This window comes from Massilia aerilata (assembly GCF_042656905.1).
GTDB classification, from domain to species: domain Bacteria; phylum Pseudomonadota; class Gammaproteobacteria; order Burkholderiales; family Burkholderiaceae_D; genus Telluria; species Telluria aerilata.
In genome coordinates this window covers 71,054-88,875 of record NZ_JBHSMZ010000021.1, presented here as the reverse complement: position 1 = coordinate 88,875, position 17,822 = coordinate 71,054, and the positions used below count along the sequence as shown (strand labels likewise).

Genomic DNA, 17,822 nt, shown 5'->3' with positions numbered 1-17,822 from the left:
GGTCAACGTGACCAATGGTGCCGACGTTGACGTGCGGCTTGGTCCGTTCGAATTTACCTTTTGCCATTTTGATCTTCCTTTAAGATTATTTTCTTTTGTGGGACAGAGCAAGAATTACCGCTTTTTGCTCTGTCCCCAACTGACTAGATTTTACCGACTATTACTTGGACTTCGCGGTCACGATCGCGTCCATCACGTGCTTCGGAGCTTCAGCATAGTGCTTGAATTCCATCGTGTAGGTCGCACGGCCCTGGGTTGCCGAACGCAGCACGGTCGAGTAACCGAACATTTCCGACAGCGGGACTTCGGCCTTGATGATCTTGCCGCCGCCGCCCGGGATTTCGTCCATGCCCTGCACCATACCGCGGCGGGACGACAGGTCGCCCATCACGGTACCGGCGTAGTCTTCCGGCGTTTCCACTTCAACTGCCATCATCGGCTCGAGGATGACCGGGTTGGCGCGCTTGCAGCCTTCCTTGAATGCCATCGAACCTGCCATGCGGAACGCGTTTTCGTTCGAGTCGACGTCGTGGTACGAACCGAAGGTCAGCGTCACTTTGACGTCGACAACCGGGTAGCCAGCCAGCACGCCGGTGGTCAGGGTTTCGCGAACACCCTTCTCGACTGCCGGGATGTATTCGCGAGGAATGACACCGCCCTTGATGGCGTCGATGAATTCGAAGCCCTTGCCCGGCTCTTGCGGCTCGACGGTCAGGACAGCGTGACCGTACTGGCCGCGACCGCCCGACTGCTTGACGAACTTGCCTTCGACGTCCGACACACCCTTGCGGATGGTCTCGCGGTAAGCCACCTGCGGCTTGCCGACGGTCGCTTCCACGCCGAATTCACGCTTCATGCGGTCGACGATAATTTCCAGGTGCAGCTCGCCCATACCACCGATGATGGTCTGGCCCGATTCTTCGTCGGTACGCACGCGGAACGACGGGTCTTCCTGAGCCAGACGGTTCAGTGCCAGGCCCATCTTTTCCTGGTCGGCCTTGGTCTTCGGCTCGACAGCCTGCTGAATGACCGGCTCCGGGAACACCATCTTTTCCAGGGTGATGATCGAGGTCGGATCGCACAGGGTTTCGCCGGTGGTCGCGTCCTTCAGGCCGACAGCGGCGGCGATGTCGCCGGCGCGGACTTCCTTGATCTCTTCACGCTGGTTGGCGTGCATCTGCAGAATACGGCCGAGACGCTCTTTCTTGTTCTTCACCGGGTTGTAGACGGTGTCGCCCGACTTGATCATGCCCGAGTAGACGCGGAAGAAGATCAGCTGGCCGACGAACGGGTCGGTCATGATCTTGAACGCCAGCGCCGAGAATTTCTCGTCGTCCGATGCGGTACGGGTGACCGGCTGGTCGTCCTCGTCGGTACCGCTGACCGGCGGAATGTCGACCGGCGACGGCAGGTACTCGATGACCGCGTCGAGCATGGCCTGCACGCCCTTGTTCTTGAACGCGGTACCGCACATCATCGGAACGATTTCCGAAGCGATGGTGCGCTGGCGCAGGGCGGCCTTGATCTCTTCTTCCGAGAGGTCGCCTTCTTCCAGGTACTTGTTCATCAGGTCTTCGCTCGCTTCAGCAGCGGTCTCGACCAGCTTCTCACGCCATTCGTTGGCGGTGTCCACCAGTTCGGCCGGGATGTCGCGGTAGTCGAACTTCATGCCCTGGGACGCGTCGTCCCAGATGATCGCCTTCATCTTGACCAGGTCGACCACGCCGAGGAAGTTCTCTTCGGCGCCGATCGGGATCTGCAGCGGAATCGGGTTGGCCTTCAGGCGGGCGCGCATCTGCTCGTACACCTTGAAGAAGTTGGCGCCGGTACGGTCCATCTTGTTGACGAAGGCCAGACGCGGGACTTTGTACTTGTTAGCCTGACGCCACACGGTTTCCGACTGCGGCTGCACGCCGCCGACTGCACAGTAAACCATGCAGGCGCCGTCCAGGACGCGCATCGAACGCTCCACCTCGATGGTGAAGTCGACGTGGCCCGGGGTGTCGATGATGTTGATGTGGTGCGGCTCGAAGTTGTTGGCCATACCCTTCCAGAAGCAGGTCGTCGCTGCCGAGGTAATGGTAATGCCGCGTTCCTGCTCCTGCTCCATCCAGTCCATGGTTGCTGCGCCGTCGTGGACTTCACCGATCTTGTGGTTCACACCGGTGTAGAACAGGACGCGCTCGGTGGTGGTGGTTTTACCAGCATCGATGTGAGCGGAGATACCGATGTTACGGTAGCGCTCAATGGGGGTCTTGCGTGCCATAATTTTTCCTAAATCTTTGAATGGACAAAACCGAGCGACATTTTGAAAAACAAAATGCGCCCGGCCTGAACAACGATACTGCTTTGCTTAGAAGCGGAAGTGCGAGAACGCCTTGTTCGCTTCAGCCATGCGGTGGACTTCGTCGCGACGCTTCATTGCGCCGCCACGGCCTTCCGCTGCTTCCATCAGTTCACCACCCAGACGTTGCGGCATGGATTTCTCGCTACGCTTGTTTGCGGCTTCGCGCAACCAACGCATAGACAGAGCCATACGGCGAACCGGACGAACTTCCACTGGCACCTGGTAGTTGGCGCCACCGACGCGGCGGGATTTCACCTCGACCATCGGCTTGCAGTTGTTGATCGCGGCTGCGAACACTTCCAGCGGGTCCTTGCCCGATTTGGTCTGGATGTAGTCGAACGCACCGTAGATGATGTTTTCTGCGACCGACTTCTTGCCGGACAGCATCAGAACGTTGACGAACTTGGCGAGATCGATGTTACCGAACTTCGGATCCGGCAGAATCTCGCGCTTGGGTACTTCACGACGACGTGGCATTTCAATTCCTTCCTGTCTTCAGTTGAGTGCTTATTCCGCACTCGCGAAAGGCCCTCATGACCCTTCACTTACTCGGCCTTCCGGCCGGCTCAACTTATCTGTTAAATATGACCTCGGTGTGACGAGAGCCGAAAATTACTTCTTCGCAGCCTTCGCACGCTTGGCGCCGTACTTCGAACGCGCCTGCTTACGGTCTTTCACGCCCTGGGTATCCAGTGCGCCGCGGACCATGTGGTAACGCACACCCGGCAAGTCTTTCACACGGCCGCCGCGGATCAGGACGACGCTGTGCTCTTGCAGGTTGTGGCCTTCACCGCCGATGTACGAAATGACTTCGAAACCGTTGGTCAGGCGAACTTTGGCGACCTTACGCAGTGCCGAGTTCGGCTTCTTCGGGGTCGTCGTGTAGACACGGGTGCAAACGCCGCGCTTTTGCGGGCAGTTTTCCAGTGCCGGCGACTTGCTCTTCACAACCGCGGCTTCACGCGGCTTGCGAATCAGTTGATTGATGGTTGGCATCGTTCTTAATCCAACAAAATTTGCTACTACGTTGATGACCCGGACGTCCTGCTGTCCGGGGACTGAAACCTAGTCCCGAGTTGCTCGCTGTACAGGCGACGAAAGCCACTCACCAGCGGGAGCGGCTTCAATGCGTATACGATGTGCAGAATAATTCGAGAACTCGCGAGTATAGACTCGATATGGTGCAAGGTCAACCAGCTTGACAAGCCGGGCAGGCCGGCGGCGGGTCAAAATGGCGGAAAAGCCAGGAGAATGTCGCACCTGCGACACAGGCATTGTACGCTGGTTTCCACTCGGCAAAGGCGAGATAATGGCTGATTCTTTCCCTTGGCTTTGGTTTCGATGCGTTTCCTGCTGCGTCCGCGCAACCTCTATGTCCTGCTGAGTTATTGCGTCCTGTCGTGCATCCCCTTCGTGCCGCGGCTGTTCGGCCTGCCGGTCGCGCACCCGGGCCAGCTTGCCGGCATCGCACTCGCCTGCTGGATCGGCGCCTGGGCGGTCTTCAAGCGTCCGGCCTGGTTCCACTGGCTGCTGCTGCCGGCTTTCCTGGCGCTGCCGATGGAACTCTATCTATATGCGTTCTACGGCCAGGGCATTTCGACCCACCATCTCGGCATCGTTTTCGAGACCAGCCCGGCCGAGGCGCTGGAATTCCTGGGCAGCAAAGTCTGGCTGATGATCGCGGTGTTCGCCGGCATGCTGGCCTGGTTCATCAGCAGCTGGATCGCCGCCTGGCGCACCCGCGACCTCGACTGGGACGACGTCTCGCGCTGGGTCGTGCTCGGCGTGCTCGGCCTTGGCGTGGCGGTGTTCTTCTACGGCTGCAGCTTCGGCATCGCGCCGCCGCCCTTGCCTGCCGCGGCGGGGCCGACCTCATCCGCGTCGGCGTCGGCGAAAAACAGCGTGGCCGAAATCACCGCCGCGCCGCGCCCCGGCAGCTTGCCGCCGGCCCACCGCCTGCCGCCGCTCGCGCACTGGGCCAGGCTGCCGCTCGACCTGCAAGCCTTCGCCCAGTCCTGGCCCTTCGGCCTGATGGCGCGCGGCATCGACTTCTATAAAGAGCGGGTCTACCTGGCCGACCTGAACCGGCGCAGCGCTTCCTTCCACTTCGGCGCGCGTGCGGCGCGGCCGGCGGACGAGCCGCAGGTGGTGGTGATGGTGATCGGCGAATCCTCGCGCTACGACCGCTGGAGCCTGAACGGCTATGCGCGCGAGACCAATCCGCAGCTGGCGCAGGAAACGAACATGGTGGTGCTGCCGGACGTGATCACTTCGGTGTCGGCGACCCGCCTGTCGGTGCCGGTGATCATCTCGCGCAAGCCGGCGATCGAGAGCCTGAAGGACGGTTTCTCGGAAAAGTCCTTCCTGACCGCGTTCAAGGAAGCCGGCTTCAAGACCTTCTGGCTGTCGAACCAGATCTCCTTCGGCAAGTTCGACACGCCGGTGTCCGTGTTCGCCAAGGAAGCGGACGTGGTCGATTTCCTGAACCTGGGCGGTTTCACGGACAACTCGAGCTACGACGAGGTGCTGTTCGGCCCGCTAAAACACGCGCTGGCCGACCCGGCGCCGAAGAAGCTGCTGGTGCTGCACACCCTGGGCAGCCACTGGAACTACAGCCACCGCTATCCGCAGCAGTTCGACAAATGGCAGCCCTCGCTGTTCGGCGTCGACAAGCCGGTCTACACCGACATCCGCCTCAAGGAGAAGCTGAACAACAGCTACGACAGCTCGATCCTGTACACCGACTGGTTCCTGGCCCACATCATCGACGCGCTGAAGGAGACGACGCAGCCGGCCTCGATGCTGTACGTGGCCGACCACGGCCAGACCCTGTACGACAATAGCTGCCGCCAGGTCTTCCACGGCCACAACACGCAATACGAATTCCACATCCCGGCCTTCGCCTGGTATTCGGACGCCTACCAGGAACGCTACCCGGACAAGGTCGGCCAGCTGCTGCGCCACCGGAAAGCCAAACTGGCCACCGAAAACATGTTCCACACCCTGCTCGACCTGGCCGACATCCGCTACCCCGGCGAGCGCCTCGAATGGAGCTTCGCCAACCCCGCCTTCAAGCAACACAAGCGCTACGTCGACAGCTACGGCTGGACCGACTACGACAACGCCACCATCAAGGGCGAATGCCACGAAGTCATCGCCAAGGGCAAGCCGCTGCCGCGCAACTAATGCGTTAGCTCAAACCGGGGTCAGACCCCGGATTTTGGCAATTTCCTGAAGTCGGGGTCTGGCCCCGGTTTTTGGAAATTTCTTCTGCACGATTGATGCTGGTTGGGTGGAAGGCAGCGGCTGCCTTGTAGGGTCACGGTTTTGACCATCGCCTGCATCGCCATGCCACGTCCTCGCCGCCTCGCCCTGCCTTCGGTTCCTCTACATGTCATCCAGCGGGGCAATAATCGTGTTCCCTGCTTCGCCTCTCGAAGCGATTACCTGGTCTACCTCGAGATGCTGCGTGAGTGCGCCTTCGATTGCCGCTGCGCGCTGCATGCCTATGTCCTGATGACCAACCATGTGCATCTGCTGGTTTCACCGGGCGACGATGAGGGTATCAGCACGATGATGCAGCGGCTGGGAACCCGCTACGTCATGTACTTCAACCGCCGCCATGCCCGTACCGGAACCCTGTGGGAGGGCCGCTTCCGCTCCAGTCTCGTGCAGGACGAGCGCTATCTGATGATCTGCCACCGGTACATCGAGCTCAACCCGGTACGCGCCTGCATGGTGGATGCGCCATCCGACTATGCCTGGTCAAGCTACCGCGCCAACGCCTTCGGCCAGCAAGATGAGTTGCTGACGCCGCATTCCCTCTATACCCGCCTGGGCAGCGATGACGCGGCGCGCCAGGCCGCATACCAGCATCTTTTCGATGAAGCCCTATCGAACGACATCCTGGACCAGCTCAGGCAAGCCGGCAACGGCAACCGCCCGCTAGGCGACTTATCCGATGAGAAATTGCCAAAAATCGGGGTCTGACCCCGGTTTGAGATTGCGCAAGCCATTTGTGATTTTGAGTCACAAATAAATTCATCAAATTCAGTGAGTTCACAAACAGATCACGTCAATCTGTTCAGGAACAATGCTTCGGCTACCCAGACAGTCCGAACTCTTTTCCGAAAGCGAGCACGCGATGAAACGCAGCATCAGCATGGCATGCCTGTGCCTGGCCGCCAGCGCCGCATGGGCCCAGCAGGGCGACGGTACCGATACCGGCAACCCGATCCATATTTTCAAGCCGGACAAGGTCGAGGCCACGCCGCAGCGCATGGCCGGCATCAAGGCGCCGGCCGGCTTCTCGGTGACACCCTTCGCCACCGGCCTCAAAAATGCGCGGATCATCGCGGTGGCCCCCAGCGGCGACGTCTACCTCAGCCGGCGCGACCAGGGCGACGTCCTGCTGCTGCGCGACGCCAACGGCGACGGCCGCGCCGACGGTGCGCCGGAAATCGTCGCCAGCCGCGCCGGCGCCCACGGCCTGGCGATCAGGGACAACAAGCTCTACCTGGTAACGGTCAAGGAGCTGTTCGTCGCCAACATCCAGCCCGACGGCCGCCTCGGCGAGCTCAAGATGCTGGCCGGCGACCTGCCCGACGCCGGCCAGCACGCCAACCGCACCATCGCCTTCGGGCCGGACGGCATGCTGTACATGAGCGTCGGCAGCACCTGTAATACCTGCAACGAGACCAACCAGGAAAACGCCACCATCCTGCGCTTTTCGCCGGACATGAAGAGCCGCACTATCGTCGCCGGCGGCCTGCGCAACACCATCGGCTTCGACTGGCAGCCGCAGACCGGTGAAATGTGGGGCTTCGACCATGGCATCGACTTCCTCGGCGACGAAGAACAGCCGGAAGAACTCAACAAGATCGAGCAAGGCAAGATGTATGGCTGGCCGCACGTCTACGCCGCCGGCAGCATCTACCCGCAAAGCACGCCGGTCGGCCAGATCTCCAAGCCGGACTGGAAGGCGCACAGCACGCCGATGGTGCTGGGCTATGCCGCCCACGCGGCGCCGATGCAGCTGGTGTTCTACAAGGGCACCGGATTCCCGGCCGAGTACCAGGGCGACGCCTTCGTCACCATGCGCGGCTCCTGGAACCGCAAGACGGCGTCCGGCTACGAGATCGTGCGCGTGCGCTTCCAGAATGGCCAGGCGCGCGCCATCGAGCCCTTCGTGACCGGCTTCCTGACCGACGGCGGCCGCACCCACATCGCGCGCCCGGTCGGGCTGGCGATGGCGAAGGATGGCTCACTGCTGATGGCCGACGATGCGAACGGCGTGATCTACCGCGTCGCCTACACCGGCGGCAGCGCCGGCCGCGCGAGCGCCGAGCTGAAAGCGCCGGCCGGACCGATGGAGCAGCAGGCGAAAAAGGGGACTGGCGTACCGCTCGCGATCGCCCGCCCGCAGACCCAGTCGCAGGGCAAGCTGACGGTCAGCTCGTCCAGCTTCGCGAAAGGCGGCGCGATCCCGGCCCGGTATTCCGAATACGCGGACGGCGTCTCGCCGGCGCTATCGTGGACCGCCGTGCCGAACGCGAAGGCCTACGCCGTGATCATGGAAGATCCCGATGCGAAACCCGCCCTGCCCTTCGTGCACTGGCTGGCCTGGAACATCCCGGCCTCGATCACCAGCCTGCAGGAAGGCTTGCAGGAGCAGGCGCGCCTGACGGAGCCGGACGGCGTGCTGCAGGGCCGCACCACGCGCGGCACGGTCGGCTGGACCGGCCCGCATCCGCCGGTGGGCGACCCGCCGCACCACTACCACTTCCAGGTGTACGCGCTGGACACCACGCTGGACGTGCCTTGGGGGGCCGAGCGCGACCAGCTGCTCGATGCGATGAAGGGCCATGTGCTGGCCAAGGGCGAGCTGCTGGGCACCTACGCGCAGAAGCAGAAGCCGCAAAAGTAACTCGGCTTGCCGCTCACGCGCGGCAAGCAGCCCCCTCAGCAAAACGTCAAACCCTGTCCGCAGTGTCCGTAGCACGGTTCGTCCGGACACGGCGGACAGCTCGGCCGGGACACCCTATCCCATACAAATCAAGGTCTTAGCGAACTGGCACGGATCCTGCAAATACCGCAGCGTCCCCACCCGAATGTTCACGACCATGATTCGCGATACCTCACACCAAGACGCCGTCATCGCACCAAAGGCCGGCCATGCCATCAAGCGCCGCGCCCTGATGATAGCTGGCGCCGTCGGCGCAGCCGCCCTGTGCTTCGCCCTGTTCTCCAGCTGGCGCAGCAGCGAAGCCTCGGTCAGCGCCGCGCGCGTGCGGGTGGCTGAAGTCAGCCGTGGCACCCTGGTGCGCGACGCCTCCGTCAACGGCCGCGTGGTCGCCGCCGTCAGCCCGACCCTGTACGCCAAGGCCTCGTCCACCGTCAACCTCAAGGTCGCCGCCGGCGACACCGTCAAGAAGGACCAGGTGCTGGCCGTGCTCGAGTCGCCCGACCTGGCCGACGTGCTGAAGCGCGAAACCTCGACCTACGAAGGCCTGAAGGCCGAGGTGGCGCGCCAGCAGATCCTGTCGCGCAAGCAGAAGCTGCTGGCGCAGAAGGAAGCCGACACCGCCGAGATCGAGCGCCTTTCCGCCCAGCGCACCCTGGAGCGCTACGACAGCGTGGCCCAGGTCGGCGTCATCGCCAAGATCGACTACCAGAAGGCCAAGGACGCGCTGCAATCGGCTGAAATCCGCGCCAAGCATGCCGCGCAGGCCGCCGCGCTGGAAGGCGACGACGTGCAGCTGGCCCTGAAGACCAAGATCAACGAACTCGAACGCGCCAAGCTGTCGATGCAGGAGGCGCAGCGCCGCGTCGACGAGCTGACCGTGCGCGCCCCGGTGGACGGCTTCATCGGCACCCTGAACGTGCAGAACCGCATGGTGGTGGCCGCGAATGCGCCGCTGATGACCCTGGTCGACCTGTCCCGCCTCGAGATCGAGGTCGAGGTGCCGGAGACCTATGTGGCCGACATGGGCCTGGGCATGAACGCCGAGATCACGCTGCCGAGCGGCACCGCGACCGGCAAGCTGTCCGCGCTATCGCCGGAAGTGGTGAAGAACATGGTGCTGGCGCGCGTGCGCTTCGACGGCGAGCAGCCGAAGGGCCTGCGCCAGAGCCAGCGCGTGACCGCGCGCCTGCTGATCGAGGAAAAGCCGAACGTGCTGATGCTGCCGCGCGGCCCCTTCGTCGAGCAGGACGGCGGCCGCTACGCCTACGTGGTCCGCGACGGCATCGCCACCCGCACCCCGATCACGATGGGTGCGACCAGCGTCTCGGCAGTCGAAATCGTCTCCGGTTTGAAGCAGGGCGACAAAGTGGTAGTGGCAGGCACCGATGCATTCAACAACGCGACCCGCGTCTCGATCAATCAGTAGTGGAGCCTCGATAAACCTACTGCGCGTTGCATTTTCGTCTTGCGATGCTCCGCTACGGCGGACCGGCCGTACCGTAAGTACGGCTGCGCTTCTCGGACGAAACTGCGGCCGCTCGCTACGGTTTCTCGAGACTCTTTAAATATATATGAAAGGATTTCCTATGCTGCGCATGACCAATCTGAGCAAGGTGTACCGCACCCACATGATCGAGACGCACGCCCTGCGCGGCTTCGAGATCGAAGTCAAGGAAGGCGAATTCGTCACCGTGACCGGCCCCTCGGGCTCCGGCAAGACCAGCTTCCTGAACATCGCCGGCCTGCTGGAAGAGTTCACGTCGGGCGAATACATCCTCGACGGCGTGAACGTGAAGGGCCTGGACGACAACCAGCGCTCGCGCCTGCGCAACGAGAAGCTAGGCTTCATCTTCCAGGGCTTCAACCTGATCCCCGACCTGAACCTGTACGACAACGTCGACGTCCCGCTGCGCTACCGCGGCTTCAACGCGGCCGAGCGCAAGAAGCGCATCGAGGACGCGCTGGCCAAGGTCGGCCTGGCTTCGCGCATGAAGCATTACCCGGCCGAGCTGTCCGGCGGCCAGCAGCAGCGCGTGGCGATCGCGCGCGCGCTGGCCGGCACCCCCAAGCTGCTGCTGGCCGACGAACCGACGGGTAACCTGGACACCGCCATGGCGCGCGGCGTGATGGAGCTGCTGGAAGAGATCAACGCCGCCGGCACCACCATCCTGATGGTGACCCACGACCCGGAACTGGCGGTGCGCACCACGCGCAACGTCCACATCATCGACGGCCAGGTGTCCGACCTGGTGCGCCGCGGCCCGACCCTGGTCGACACCAAAGCCAGCGTCAGCGCATAAGGAGAGCGGAACCATGTTCGCTTACTATTTCAAGCTGGGCGTGCGCAGCCTGCGCCGCAACCCGGCGCTGACGGCCCTGATGGTGCTGACGCTGGCCGTCGGCGTGGCCGCCAGCGTCTCCACGCTGACCATCCTGCACGTGATGTCGGCCGACCCGATCCCGGAAAAGAGCGCGCGCCTGTTCGTGCCGCAGTTCGACAACGGCCAGGTCGAGAATTTCACGCCGGGCGCCGACCCGGACGACATGCAGATGAGCTATCCGGATGCCGCCAACCTGCTCAAGAGCGGCCAGGGCGAGCGCCGCACGGCGATGTATGGCGTGCCGGCCGCGATCGAGCCGCCGCGCAAGGACATCCCGGCCTTCCAGGCCACCGGCCTGGCGCCGACGCGCGACTTCTTCGCCATGTTCAACGTGCCCTTCCTGCACGGCCAGGCCTGGACCGAGGGCGACGACGCCAAGGGCGCCGACGTCGTCGTGCTCGGCCGCGAGACCGCCGAAAAGCTGTATGGCGATACCAACCCGGTCGGCCAGCGCCTGATGGTGATGGGCTTCCCCTTCACCATCGTCGGGGTGACCGACACCTGGGCGCCGCTGCCGCGCTACTACAAGCTGATCGGCGGCAGCCGCTTCGGCACGCCGGAGGAATTCTTCATTCCCTTCTCGACCGCGATCCGCCACGAGACCCAGCACGCCGGCAGCATGAGCTGCAACGCCAACCGCGACCCCGGCTTCGCCAGCCTGCTGACCTCGGAGTGCACCTGGATCCAGTTCTGGTTCGAGACCCGTTCCGCCGGCGACCGCGCCGAGCTGCAAAACTGGATCGACAACTACGCCAGCGAGCAGCGCAAGCTGGGCCGCCTGAAGCGCAACGCGCCAAGCAAGCTGTACGACGTCAACGAGTGGATGGAAAAACTCAAGGTGGTGGGCAACGACAGCAAGCTGTCGGCCTGGCTGGCCTTCGGCTTCCTGGTGCTGTGCCTGGTGAACACGGTCGGCCTGCTGCTGGCGAAGTTCTCGGTGCGCGCTTCCGAAATCGGCGTGCGCCGCGCACTGGGCGCCTCGCGCGCCGAGATCTTCCACCAGTTCCTGATCGAGACCGGCGTGGTCGGCCTGGTCGGCGGCGTGCTGGGCCTGGTGCTGGCCTTCGGCGCCCTGGCCCTGATCGGCATGCAGAGCAAGGGCATGGCCAACATCGCCCACATGGACTGGCAGATGCTGGGCCTGACCTTCGTGATGTCGGTGTCGGCGGCGGTCCTCGCCGGCCTGCTGCCGACCTGGCGCGCCTGCCAGGTGACGCCGGCCATCCAACTCAAATCGCAGTAATCGGGAGACATCCATGGAAATCCGTCCCATCCTGTCCGCGCTGATGCGCAATAAAACGGGCCCGATCCTGGTGGCCCTGCAGGTCGCGTTGAGCCTGGCGATCCTGACCAACGCCATGCACATCGTGAACGAGCGCCGCGCCGCGATGGCGCGCCCGTCCGGCCTGTCCGACGAAAACGCGACCTTCTACATCATCGCCCGCACCCTGAACAGCGACAGCGCCGAGCAGCAGCTGGCCAGCATGAAGCGCGAAGCCGACATCCTGCGCGCGGTGCCGGGCGTGGCCTCGGTGGCGAACGTGTCGCAGATGCCGCTGTCGCGCAGCGGCAGCAACAACAGCGTCGCCGTCGACCGCAAGCAGACCCGCCAGACCACCAGCACCTCGGTCTACGTCTCCGGCGATTCGGTGATCAAGACCTTCGGCCTGAAGCTGGTCGAAGGCCGCGACTTCCAGCCGCAGGAACTGGTCGACATCAACGAGAACACGAGCAACGAGTACCCCAAGCAGGTGATCATCACCAAGCCGCTGGCCGAGAAGATGTGGCCGGGCGCGCGCGCGGTCGGCAAGACCATGTACTTCGGCACCGGCGAAGGCGCCCAGGCCGTCGAGGTGGTCGGCGTGGTCGAGCGCCTGCAGGCCGCCCACGTCAACCTGGAAGAGCGCTCCGAGTATTCGTCGCTGATCCCGGCGCGCGTGTACGGCAACCCTGGCAACCTGTACGCGATCCGCGCCGAAGCCGGCCAGCGCGACCGCGTGATGAAGGAAGCCGAGGCGGCCCTGCGCAAATCCTCGGCCAGCCCGATGATTCTGCGCCTGAAGACCGTCGACCAGGACCGCAAGGAGCTGTACCGCGCCGACGCCGCCCTGTCCTGGATGCTGGTGACCGTCAGCCTGCTGCTGCTGATCATCACCTCGTCCGGCATCGTCGGCATGGCCAGCCTGTGGGTCACCCAGCGCCGCAAGCAGATCGGCGTGCGCCGCGCGCTCGGTGCGAGGAAGATCGACATCCTGCGCTACTTCATCGCCGAGAACTTCATGATCACCAGCGCCGGCGTGTTCGGCGGCGTGACCCTGGGCCTCGCGCTGAACCACCTCCTGGTCAGCAAGCTGGAGATGGCGCGCCTGCCTTCCGGTTACCTGATCGGCGGCGCGGTGGTGTTCTGGGCGCTCGGCATCCTGGCGGCCTATGGTCCGGCGTGGCGCGCGGCGAGCATTTCGCCGGCTACCGCGACCCGCAGCGTTTAAGCTGCCGATACCAGTGAAGCCAATGGTATGCTAGCGCTCATGCCTACTGTCCTGATCATTGACGACAACGCCGCCGTCGGCGTCGCCCTCGACGTGCTGTTCTCCCTGCACGACATCGCGGCGCTGCACGCGGCCTCGCCCGAGGAAGGCCTCGAGCTGCTGGCGCGCCAGCCGGTCGACCTGGTGATCCAGGACATGAACTTCACGGCCGACACCACCTCGGGCGAGGAAGGGGTGGCGCTGTTCCGCGAGATCCGCAAGCGCCATCCGGACCTGCCGGTGATCCTGCTGACGGCCTGGACCCACCTGGACGCAGCGGTCGACCTGGTCAAGGCCGGCGCGGCGGACTACCTGTCCAAGCCCTGGAACGACGACCGCCTGCTGGCGACGGTGACGAACCTGGTCGAACTGGGCCAGGCCAACCGCGCCCTCAACCAGCGCCTGCAGCGCGAACGCCGCGCGCGCCGCGAGCTGGAACAGAACTACGATCTGCGCGGCCTGACCTGGGCCGACCCGGCCACCGAACGCGTGCTGACCCTGGCCTGCCAGGTGGCGCGCGCCGACGTGCCGGTCCTGATCACGGGGCCGAACGGCACCGGCAAGGAGCGCATCGCCGAGATCATCCAGGCCAATTCGCTTGTGCGCAACGGGCCCTTCGTGGTCCTCAATTGCGGCGCCCTGCCCTCCGAGCTGATCGAGGCCGAACTGTTCGGCGCCGACGCCGGCGCCTACACCGGCGCCTCCAAGGCGCGCGAGGGCAAGTTCGAGGCCGCCGACGGCGGCACCCTGTTCCTCGACGAGATCGGCAACCTGCCGCTGGCCGGGCAGATGAAGCTGCTGCGCGTGCTCGAGACCGGACGCTTCGAGCGGCTCGGTTCGAACCGCGAACGCCAGGTCCGGGTGCGCGTGATCAGCGCCACCAATGCCGACCTGCAGGCCATGATCCGTACCGGCACCTTCCGCGAAGACCTGTTCTACCGCCTGAACGTGATCGAGCTGAAGCTGCCGCCGCTGGCGTCCCGCCCCGGCGACATCCTGCCACTGGCCCAGGGTTTTCTACCGCCCGGCAAGACCCTGCATCCGAGCGCGGAAGCGGCCCTGCTGGCGCACACCTGGCCCGGCAATGTGCGCGAGCTGAAGAACGTGATGGCGCGCGCCAGCCTGCTGGCCAGCGGCGACGTCATCAAGCCGGCCGAGCTGGGCCTGCCGGCGCCGGCCGGCAGCCACCAGGACGCGGAGCCGGACCGCGAAGCCATCGTAGGGGCGCTGGCGCGGGCGGGCGGCGTCATCGCCCAGGCCGCGGCCGACCTCGGGCTGTCGCGCCAGGCCCTGTACCGCCGCATGGAGCGCCTGGGCATCGCGCGCGCCGCATGAGTCTTTCGTGAGCCTCGCATGAGCTCAAAGGGAAAGCGCTTCAGGCTCTCGCTCGTCACCCGCTGGTCGGCCCTGGTCGGCACGCTGCTGGCGGTCGGGATCCTGATCGCGCTGGCCCTCGACCACCTGCTGCCCGGCCAGCCGCTGGCCGTGCTCGGGATCTGCCTGCTGTGCGTGGTGCCGATCGCGCTGATCACCATCCGCTCGCAGATCCAGCCCATCCTGTCGCTGTTCCGCGCTTTGGAGGGCACGGTGGCGAGCTATCGCGACGGCGACTTTTCCTTCAGCCTGCACTGGGCCCAGAACGACGAACTGTCCGACCTGATCGAGGCCCACAACGCCCTCGGCCAGGTGCTGCGCGAACAGCGTCTCGACCTGGTGCAGCGCGAACTGCTGCTCGACACCATGGTGCAGAACACGCCGGTAGCCATGCTGCTGGTGGCGGAGCTGGCGAACGCGCCGCGCACCATCGTGTACGCGAACCTGGCCGCGCGCCAGCTGCTGTCGAGCGGCCGCAAACTCGAAGGCTATGCGCTGAACGAGGTGCTGGAGCAGGCGGCGCCGGCCCTGATCGAAGCGCTGGGACGCGGCGGCGACGGCCTGTTCACCGCCGGCGAAGGCGAGGAGGAAGAGGTCTACCACCTCGCGCGCCGCAATTTCAGTTTGAACGGCCGCAAGCACGAACTGCTGCTGCTGCGCCAATTGACGACCGAGCTGCGGCGCCAGGAAGTGCAGACCTGGAAGAAGGTCATCCGCGTCATCAGCCATGAACTGAACAATTCGCTGGCGCCGCTGGCCTCGCTCGCGCATTCCGGCGCGGAGCTGGTGCGGCGCGGCCAGACCGAGCGCCTGCCGCAGATCCTCGAGACCATCGGCGAGCGCACGCGCCATCTCGAGAGTTTCATTCTCGGCTACGCGCGCTTCGCCAAGCTGCCGACGCCGCGCATCGACGCCGTGCCCTGGGAGGCGCTGGTGGCGCGCCTGGCCGGCCAGGTGAGCTTCCGCGTGATCGGCGAGCTGCCGGCCGAACCGGCCCAGATCGACACCGCGCAGATGGAACAGGCCCTGCTCAACCTCATCAAGAATGCCCACGAATCGGGCTCCTGGCCGGATCACGTGGAGCTGCAGATCCGCCGCGTGCAGGAAGTAATCCGCATCGACGTCCTGGACCGCGGCAGCGGCATGAACGACGCCGTGCTGACCAACGCCCTGGTGCCCTTCTACTCCACCAAGCGCAGCGGCACCGGCCTGGGCCTGGCGCTGGCGCGCGAAATCGCCGAAGCCCACGGCGGCCGCATCACCCTGGCCAATCGCGAAGGCAGCGGGCTGGCCGTGACCATGATCCTGCCGGTAGGGCCCTAGGGGTCAGAGCCCGGTGTTGCTTTCAAAGGGGCTCTGACCCCGGTGTGCAGCCGCAAAGCCCGTTCCTTAGATGAGCAGGCGCCAACAACTCCGGGGTCAGAGCCCACCCGAGAAAACCGGCCTCTGACCCCTGCGGTAAAATCCTGACATGCCAGCACAAACCGATCCACGCTTTTCGCAGCCCGGCCACCCGCCCGCCACCATCACCGAATTCGAAGGCGTCCGCTCGCTCCACCTGGGCACCTCCTGGGTCCAGGGGTCGATGCGCCTGGCGCGGCCGGATGCGATAGAGCTCGAATACGTGCAGATGATGATGATGTGGATGCTGTTCGTGCCGCAGCCGCGCCGCATCGTGCAGCTGGGCCTGGGCAGCGCCGCGCTCACCAAATTCTGCTATCAGAAATTCCCGGAAGCGCGGGTGGCGGCGGCGGAACTGAACCCGAACGTGATCGCGATCTGCCACGCGTACTTCGGCCTGCCGCCGAACGATGCGCGCCTGGACGTGCGCGAGATGGATGCCCTCGACTTCGTGACGGACCGGGCCAATCACAATACCGTCGACGTGCTGCAGGTCGACCTCTACGACGAGGAAGCGCGCGGTCCGGTGCTCGATACGCCCGAGTTCTACCAGGCTTGCGCCGACTGCCTGGGCACAAACGGCGTCATGACCGTCAATGTGTTCGGCGACTTCATCAACTACGACAAGAACCTGCAGGCGATGGAGCTGGCCTTCGACGCCGTGGTCTGGCTGCCCGAGGTCCACGACGCCAACATCGTCGTCGTCGCCTTCAAGAACGCGCCGCAGATCGACTTCGCGCTGCTGTACGAACGCGCCGCCGGGATCAAGCGGCGCTACAACCTGCCGGCCAAGAACTGGGTCAATGGCCTGAAGGAGTGGATGCGGGATCACCAGGGGTGACCGTGCCCTGTTGAAGGGCGCCCACCATGGCCTGCATCTCGGCCGCCTCCCTGGCGCGTACCTGATACTGCTTGTACGCCGGGATCAGCACCGCCGCCATCACGGCGACCATGAAGATGGAGACGACCGCCGCGGCGCCGCTGCCGATGCCGATGCGCGGCACGAACAGCGCCAGCGCCGCTGCCAGCTTGTTGCGCGACGGCTGCCGCAGCTCGTGGCCCGCGGCCAGCGCGCGCACCGCGGCCATGCGCTTGACCAGCCAGGGATAGTCGCCGACCAGTTCGTGGAAGGACATCCAGAAGCCCTCGGTGTGGCGCGCCTGGTCGACGTAGGCCTGGTTGTTCATGGTCCGCGCCCGCTTGCCTCCGGCCGCCAGCACCGCCAGGCCATGCTCGGCATTGCGCGGATTGTCGCAGGCCGCCAGGCCATGACGGTCGCAGGTGTATTCACGGGCGCGCGAATACGCCGGGCCGATCAGCGGCAGCACCGTCGCCGGCAGCAGGACCGTCGACCAGCTCAGGTGCCTGCGCTTGATGTGTCCGATCTCGTGGCCGATATAAAAATTCAGCGCGTCCGGATTGTCCGCCAGGCCGTCCACCACGTCCGAATACAGCACCAGGAAGTGGCGCCCGAGGAAGCGGGTCGCAAAGGCATTCAGCATGCCGCCCATCTGCATCAGGTAGGCCTGCGGTTCCTCCTCCAGGCCCAGCTTGCGGCAGCAGGCCGAGATCTGCTGCTTCAGGTCGGGGAACTGTTCCTCGGTGATGCGCACGCCATTGCCCTTGATGTAGGAAATCAGCGCCGACTGCGCCACGCAATAGAACAGGAAGCCGAACAGCAGGTAGACCAGGGCAAGGCCGAAAGTCATCACCAGCAGCGCGCCCCAGATCAGCACGGACCACACCAGCATCAGCCGGAACAAGCGCTCTTGGTTGCGATACACCAGGTTCGTGATCGTCCGCCTTCTTGTTGTGAAGAAAGAGGC

14 protein-coding genes and 1 pseudogene are annotated in these 17,822 nt (G+C 64.6%); 10 read left to right on the top strand and 5 right to left on the bottom strand.

Annotation, left to right across the window (positions count from 1 at the left end):
- The 4 genes and pseudogenes from ACFPO9_RS22975 to rpsL form a co-directional block, all read right to left on the bottom strand.
- A pseudogene (locus tag ACFPO9_RS22975) lies at window positions 1-67 on the bottom strand (GTP-binding protein); the annotation flags it as partial.
- Between the two features lie 93 nt (window positions 68-160).
- The gene (gene fusA / locus ACFPO9_RS22970; RefSeq protein WP_379775415.1) at window positions 161-2,266 is read right to left on the bottom strand and encodes an elongation factor G; all 2,106 of its coding nucleotides are present in this window, start codon (window positions 2,264-2,266) and stop codon (window positions 161-163) included.
- A gap of 87 nt (window positions 2,267-2,353) precedes the next feature.
- Window positions 2,354-2,824 carry a 30S ribosomal protein S7 gene (gene rpsG, locus ACFPO9_RS22965; RefSeq protein ID WP_230030090.1) on the bottom strand — a complete coding sequence of 157 codons (471 nt, stop codon included), beginning with the start codon at window positions 2,822-2,824 and terminating at the stop codon, window positions 2,354-2,356.
- A 135-nt stretch (window positions 2,825-2,959) separates the two neighbouring features.
- Window positions 2,960-3,343 carry a 30S ribosomal protein S12 gene (gene rpsL, locus ACFPO9_RS22960; RefSeq protein WP_036240557.1) on the bottom strand — a complete coding sequence of 128 codons (384 nt, stop codon included), beginning with the start codon at window positions 3,341-3,343 and terminating at the stop codon, window positions 2,960-2,962.
- A gap of 345 nt (window positions 3,344-3,688) precedes the next feature.
- Here rpsL and ACFPO9_RS22955 point away from each other — a divergent pair, with 345 nt between their 5' ends.
- From ACFPO9_RS22955 to ACFPO9_RS22910, 10 genes are all read left to right on the top strand, one after another.
- Window positions 3,689-5,533, top strand: a complete 1,845-nt coding sequence (locus ACFPO9_RS22955) for a phosphoethanolamine transferase (protein ID WP_379775411.1) — start codon at window positions 3,689-3,691, stop codon at window positions 5,531-5,533.
- A gap of 141 nt (window positions 5,534-5,674) precedes the next feature.
- Window positions 5,675-6,337 (top strand): transposase, encoded by a 663-nt coding sequence (locus ACFPO9_RS22950; protein WP_379775409.1) that lies wholly within the window; start codon window positions 5,675-5,677, stop codon window positions 6,335-6,337.
- A gap of 154 nt (window positions 6,338-6,491) precedes the next feature.
- Entirely contained in the window at window positions 6,492-8,273 is a 1,782-nt protein-coding gene (locus tag ACFPO9_RS22945; RefSeq protein WP_379775406.1) for a YbhB/YbcL family Raf kinase inhibitor-like protein, read from the top strand.
- 196 nt (window positions 8,274-8,469) lie between these two features.
- Window positions 8,470-9,738: an efflux RND transporter periplasmic adaptor subunit gene (locus tag ACFPO9_RS22940; protein ID WP_379775403.1), complete on the top strand. Its 1,269-nt coding sequence runs from the start codon at window positions 8,470-8,472 to the stop codon at window positions 9,736-9,738.
- A 160-nt stretch (window positions 9,739-9,898) separates the two neighbouring features.
- Window positions 9,899-10,612 carry an ABC transporter ATP-binding protein gene (locus ACFPO9_RS22935; protein ID WP_379775401.1) on the top strand — a complete coding sequence of 238 codons (714 nt, stop codon included), beginning with the start codon at window positions 9,899-9,901 and terminating at the stop codon, window positions 10,610-10,612.
- Window positions 10,613-10,625: 13 nt separating this feature from the next.
- A complete protein-coding gene (locus tag ACFPO9_RS22930; protein WP_379775399.1) occupies window positions 10,626-11,936 on the top strand; it encodes an ABC transporter permease in 1,311 nt (436 codons plus the stop codon).
- A gap of 13 nt (window positions 11,937-11,949) precedes the next feature.
- Window positions 11,950-13,182, top strand: a complete 1,233-nt coding sequence (locus tag ACFPO9_RS22925) for an ABC transporter permease (RefSeq protein ID WP_379775397.1) — start codon at window positions 11,950-11,952, stop codon at window positions 13,180-13,182.
- A 39-nt stretch (window positions 13,183-13,221) separates the two neighbouring features.
- Complete coding sequence (locus tag ACFPO9_RS22920) at window positions 13,222-14,556, top strand: sigma-54-dependent transcriptional regulator (RefSeq protein WP_379775395.1); 1,335 nt, start codon at window positions 13,222-13,224, stop codon at window positions 14,554-14,556.
- An 18-nt stretch (window positions 14,557-14,574) separates the two neighbouring features.
- The gene (locus ACFPO9_RS22915) at window positions 14,575-15,918 is read left to right on the top strand and encodes a sensor histidine kinase (protein WP_379775393.1); all 1,344 of its coding nucleotides are present in this window, start codon (window positions 14,575-14,577) and stop codon (window positions 15,916-15,918) included.
- 148 nt (window positions 15,919-16,066) lie between these two features.
- Window positions 16,067-16,837: a spermine/spermidine synthase domain-containing protein gene (locus tag ACFPO9_RS22910; RefSeq protein WP_379775390.1), complete on the top strand. Its 771-nt coding sequence runs from the start codon at window positions 16,067-16,069 to the stop codon at window positions 16,835-16,837.
- On the opposite strand, the gene ACFPO9_RS22905 is transcribed toward ACFPO9_RS22910, so the two are convergent.
- Entirely contained in the window at window positions 16,797-17,780 is a 984-nt protein-coding gene (locus tag ACFPO9_RS22905; protein WP_379775388.1) for a M48 family metalloprotease, read from the bottom strand. The genes ACFPO9_RS22910 and ACFPO9_RS22905 overlap by 41 nt on opposite strands.
- Between the last annotated feature and the right edge of the window lie 42 nt (window positions 17,781-17,822).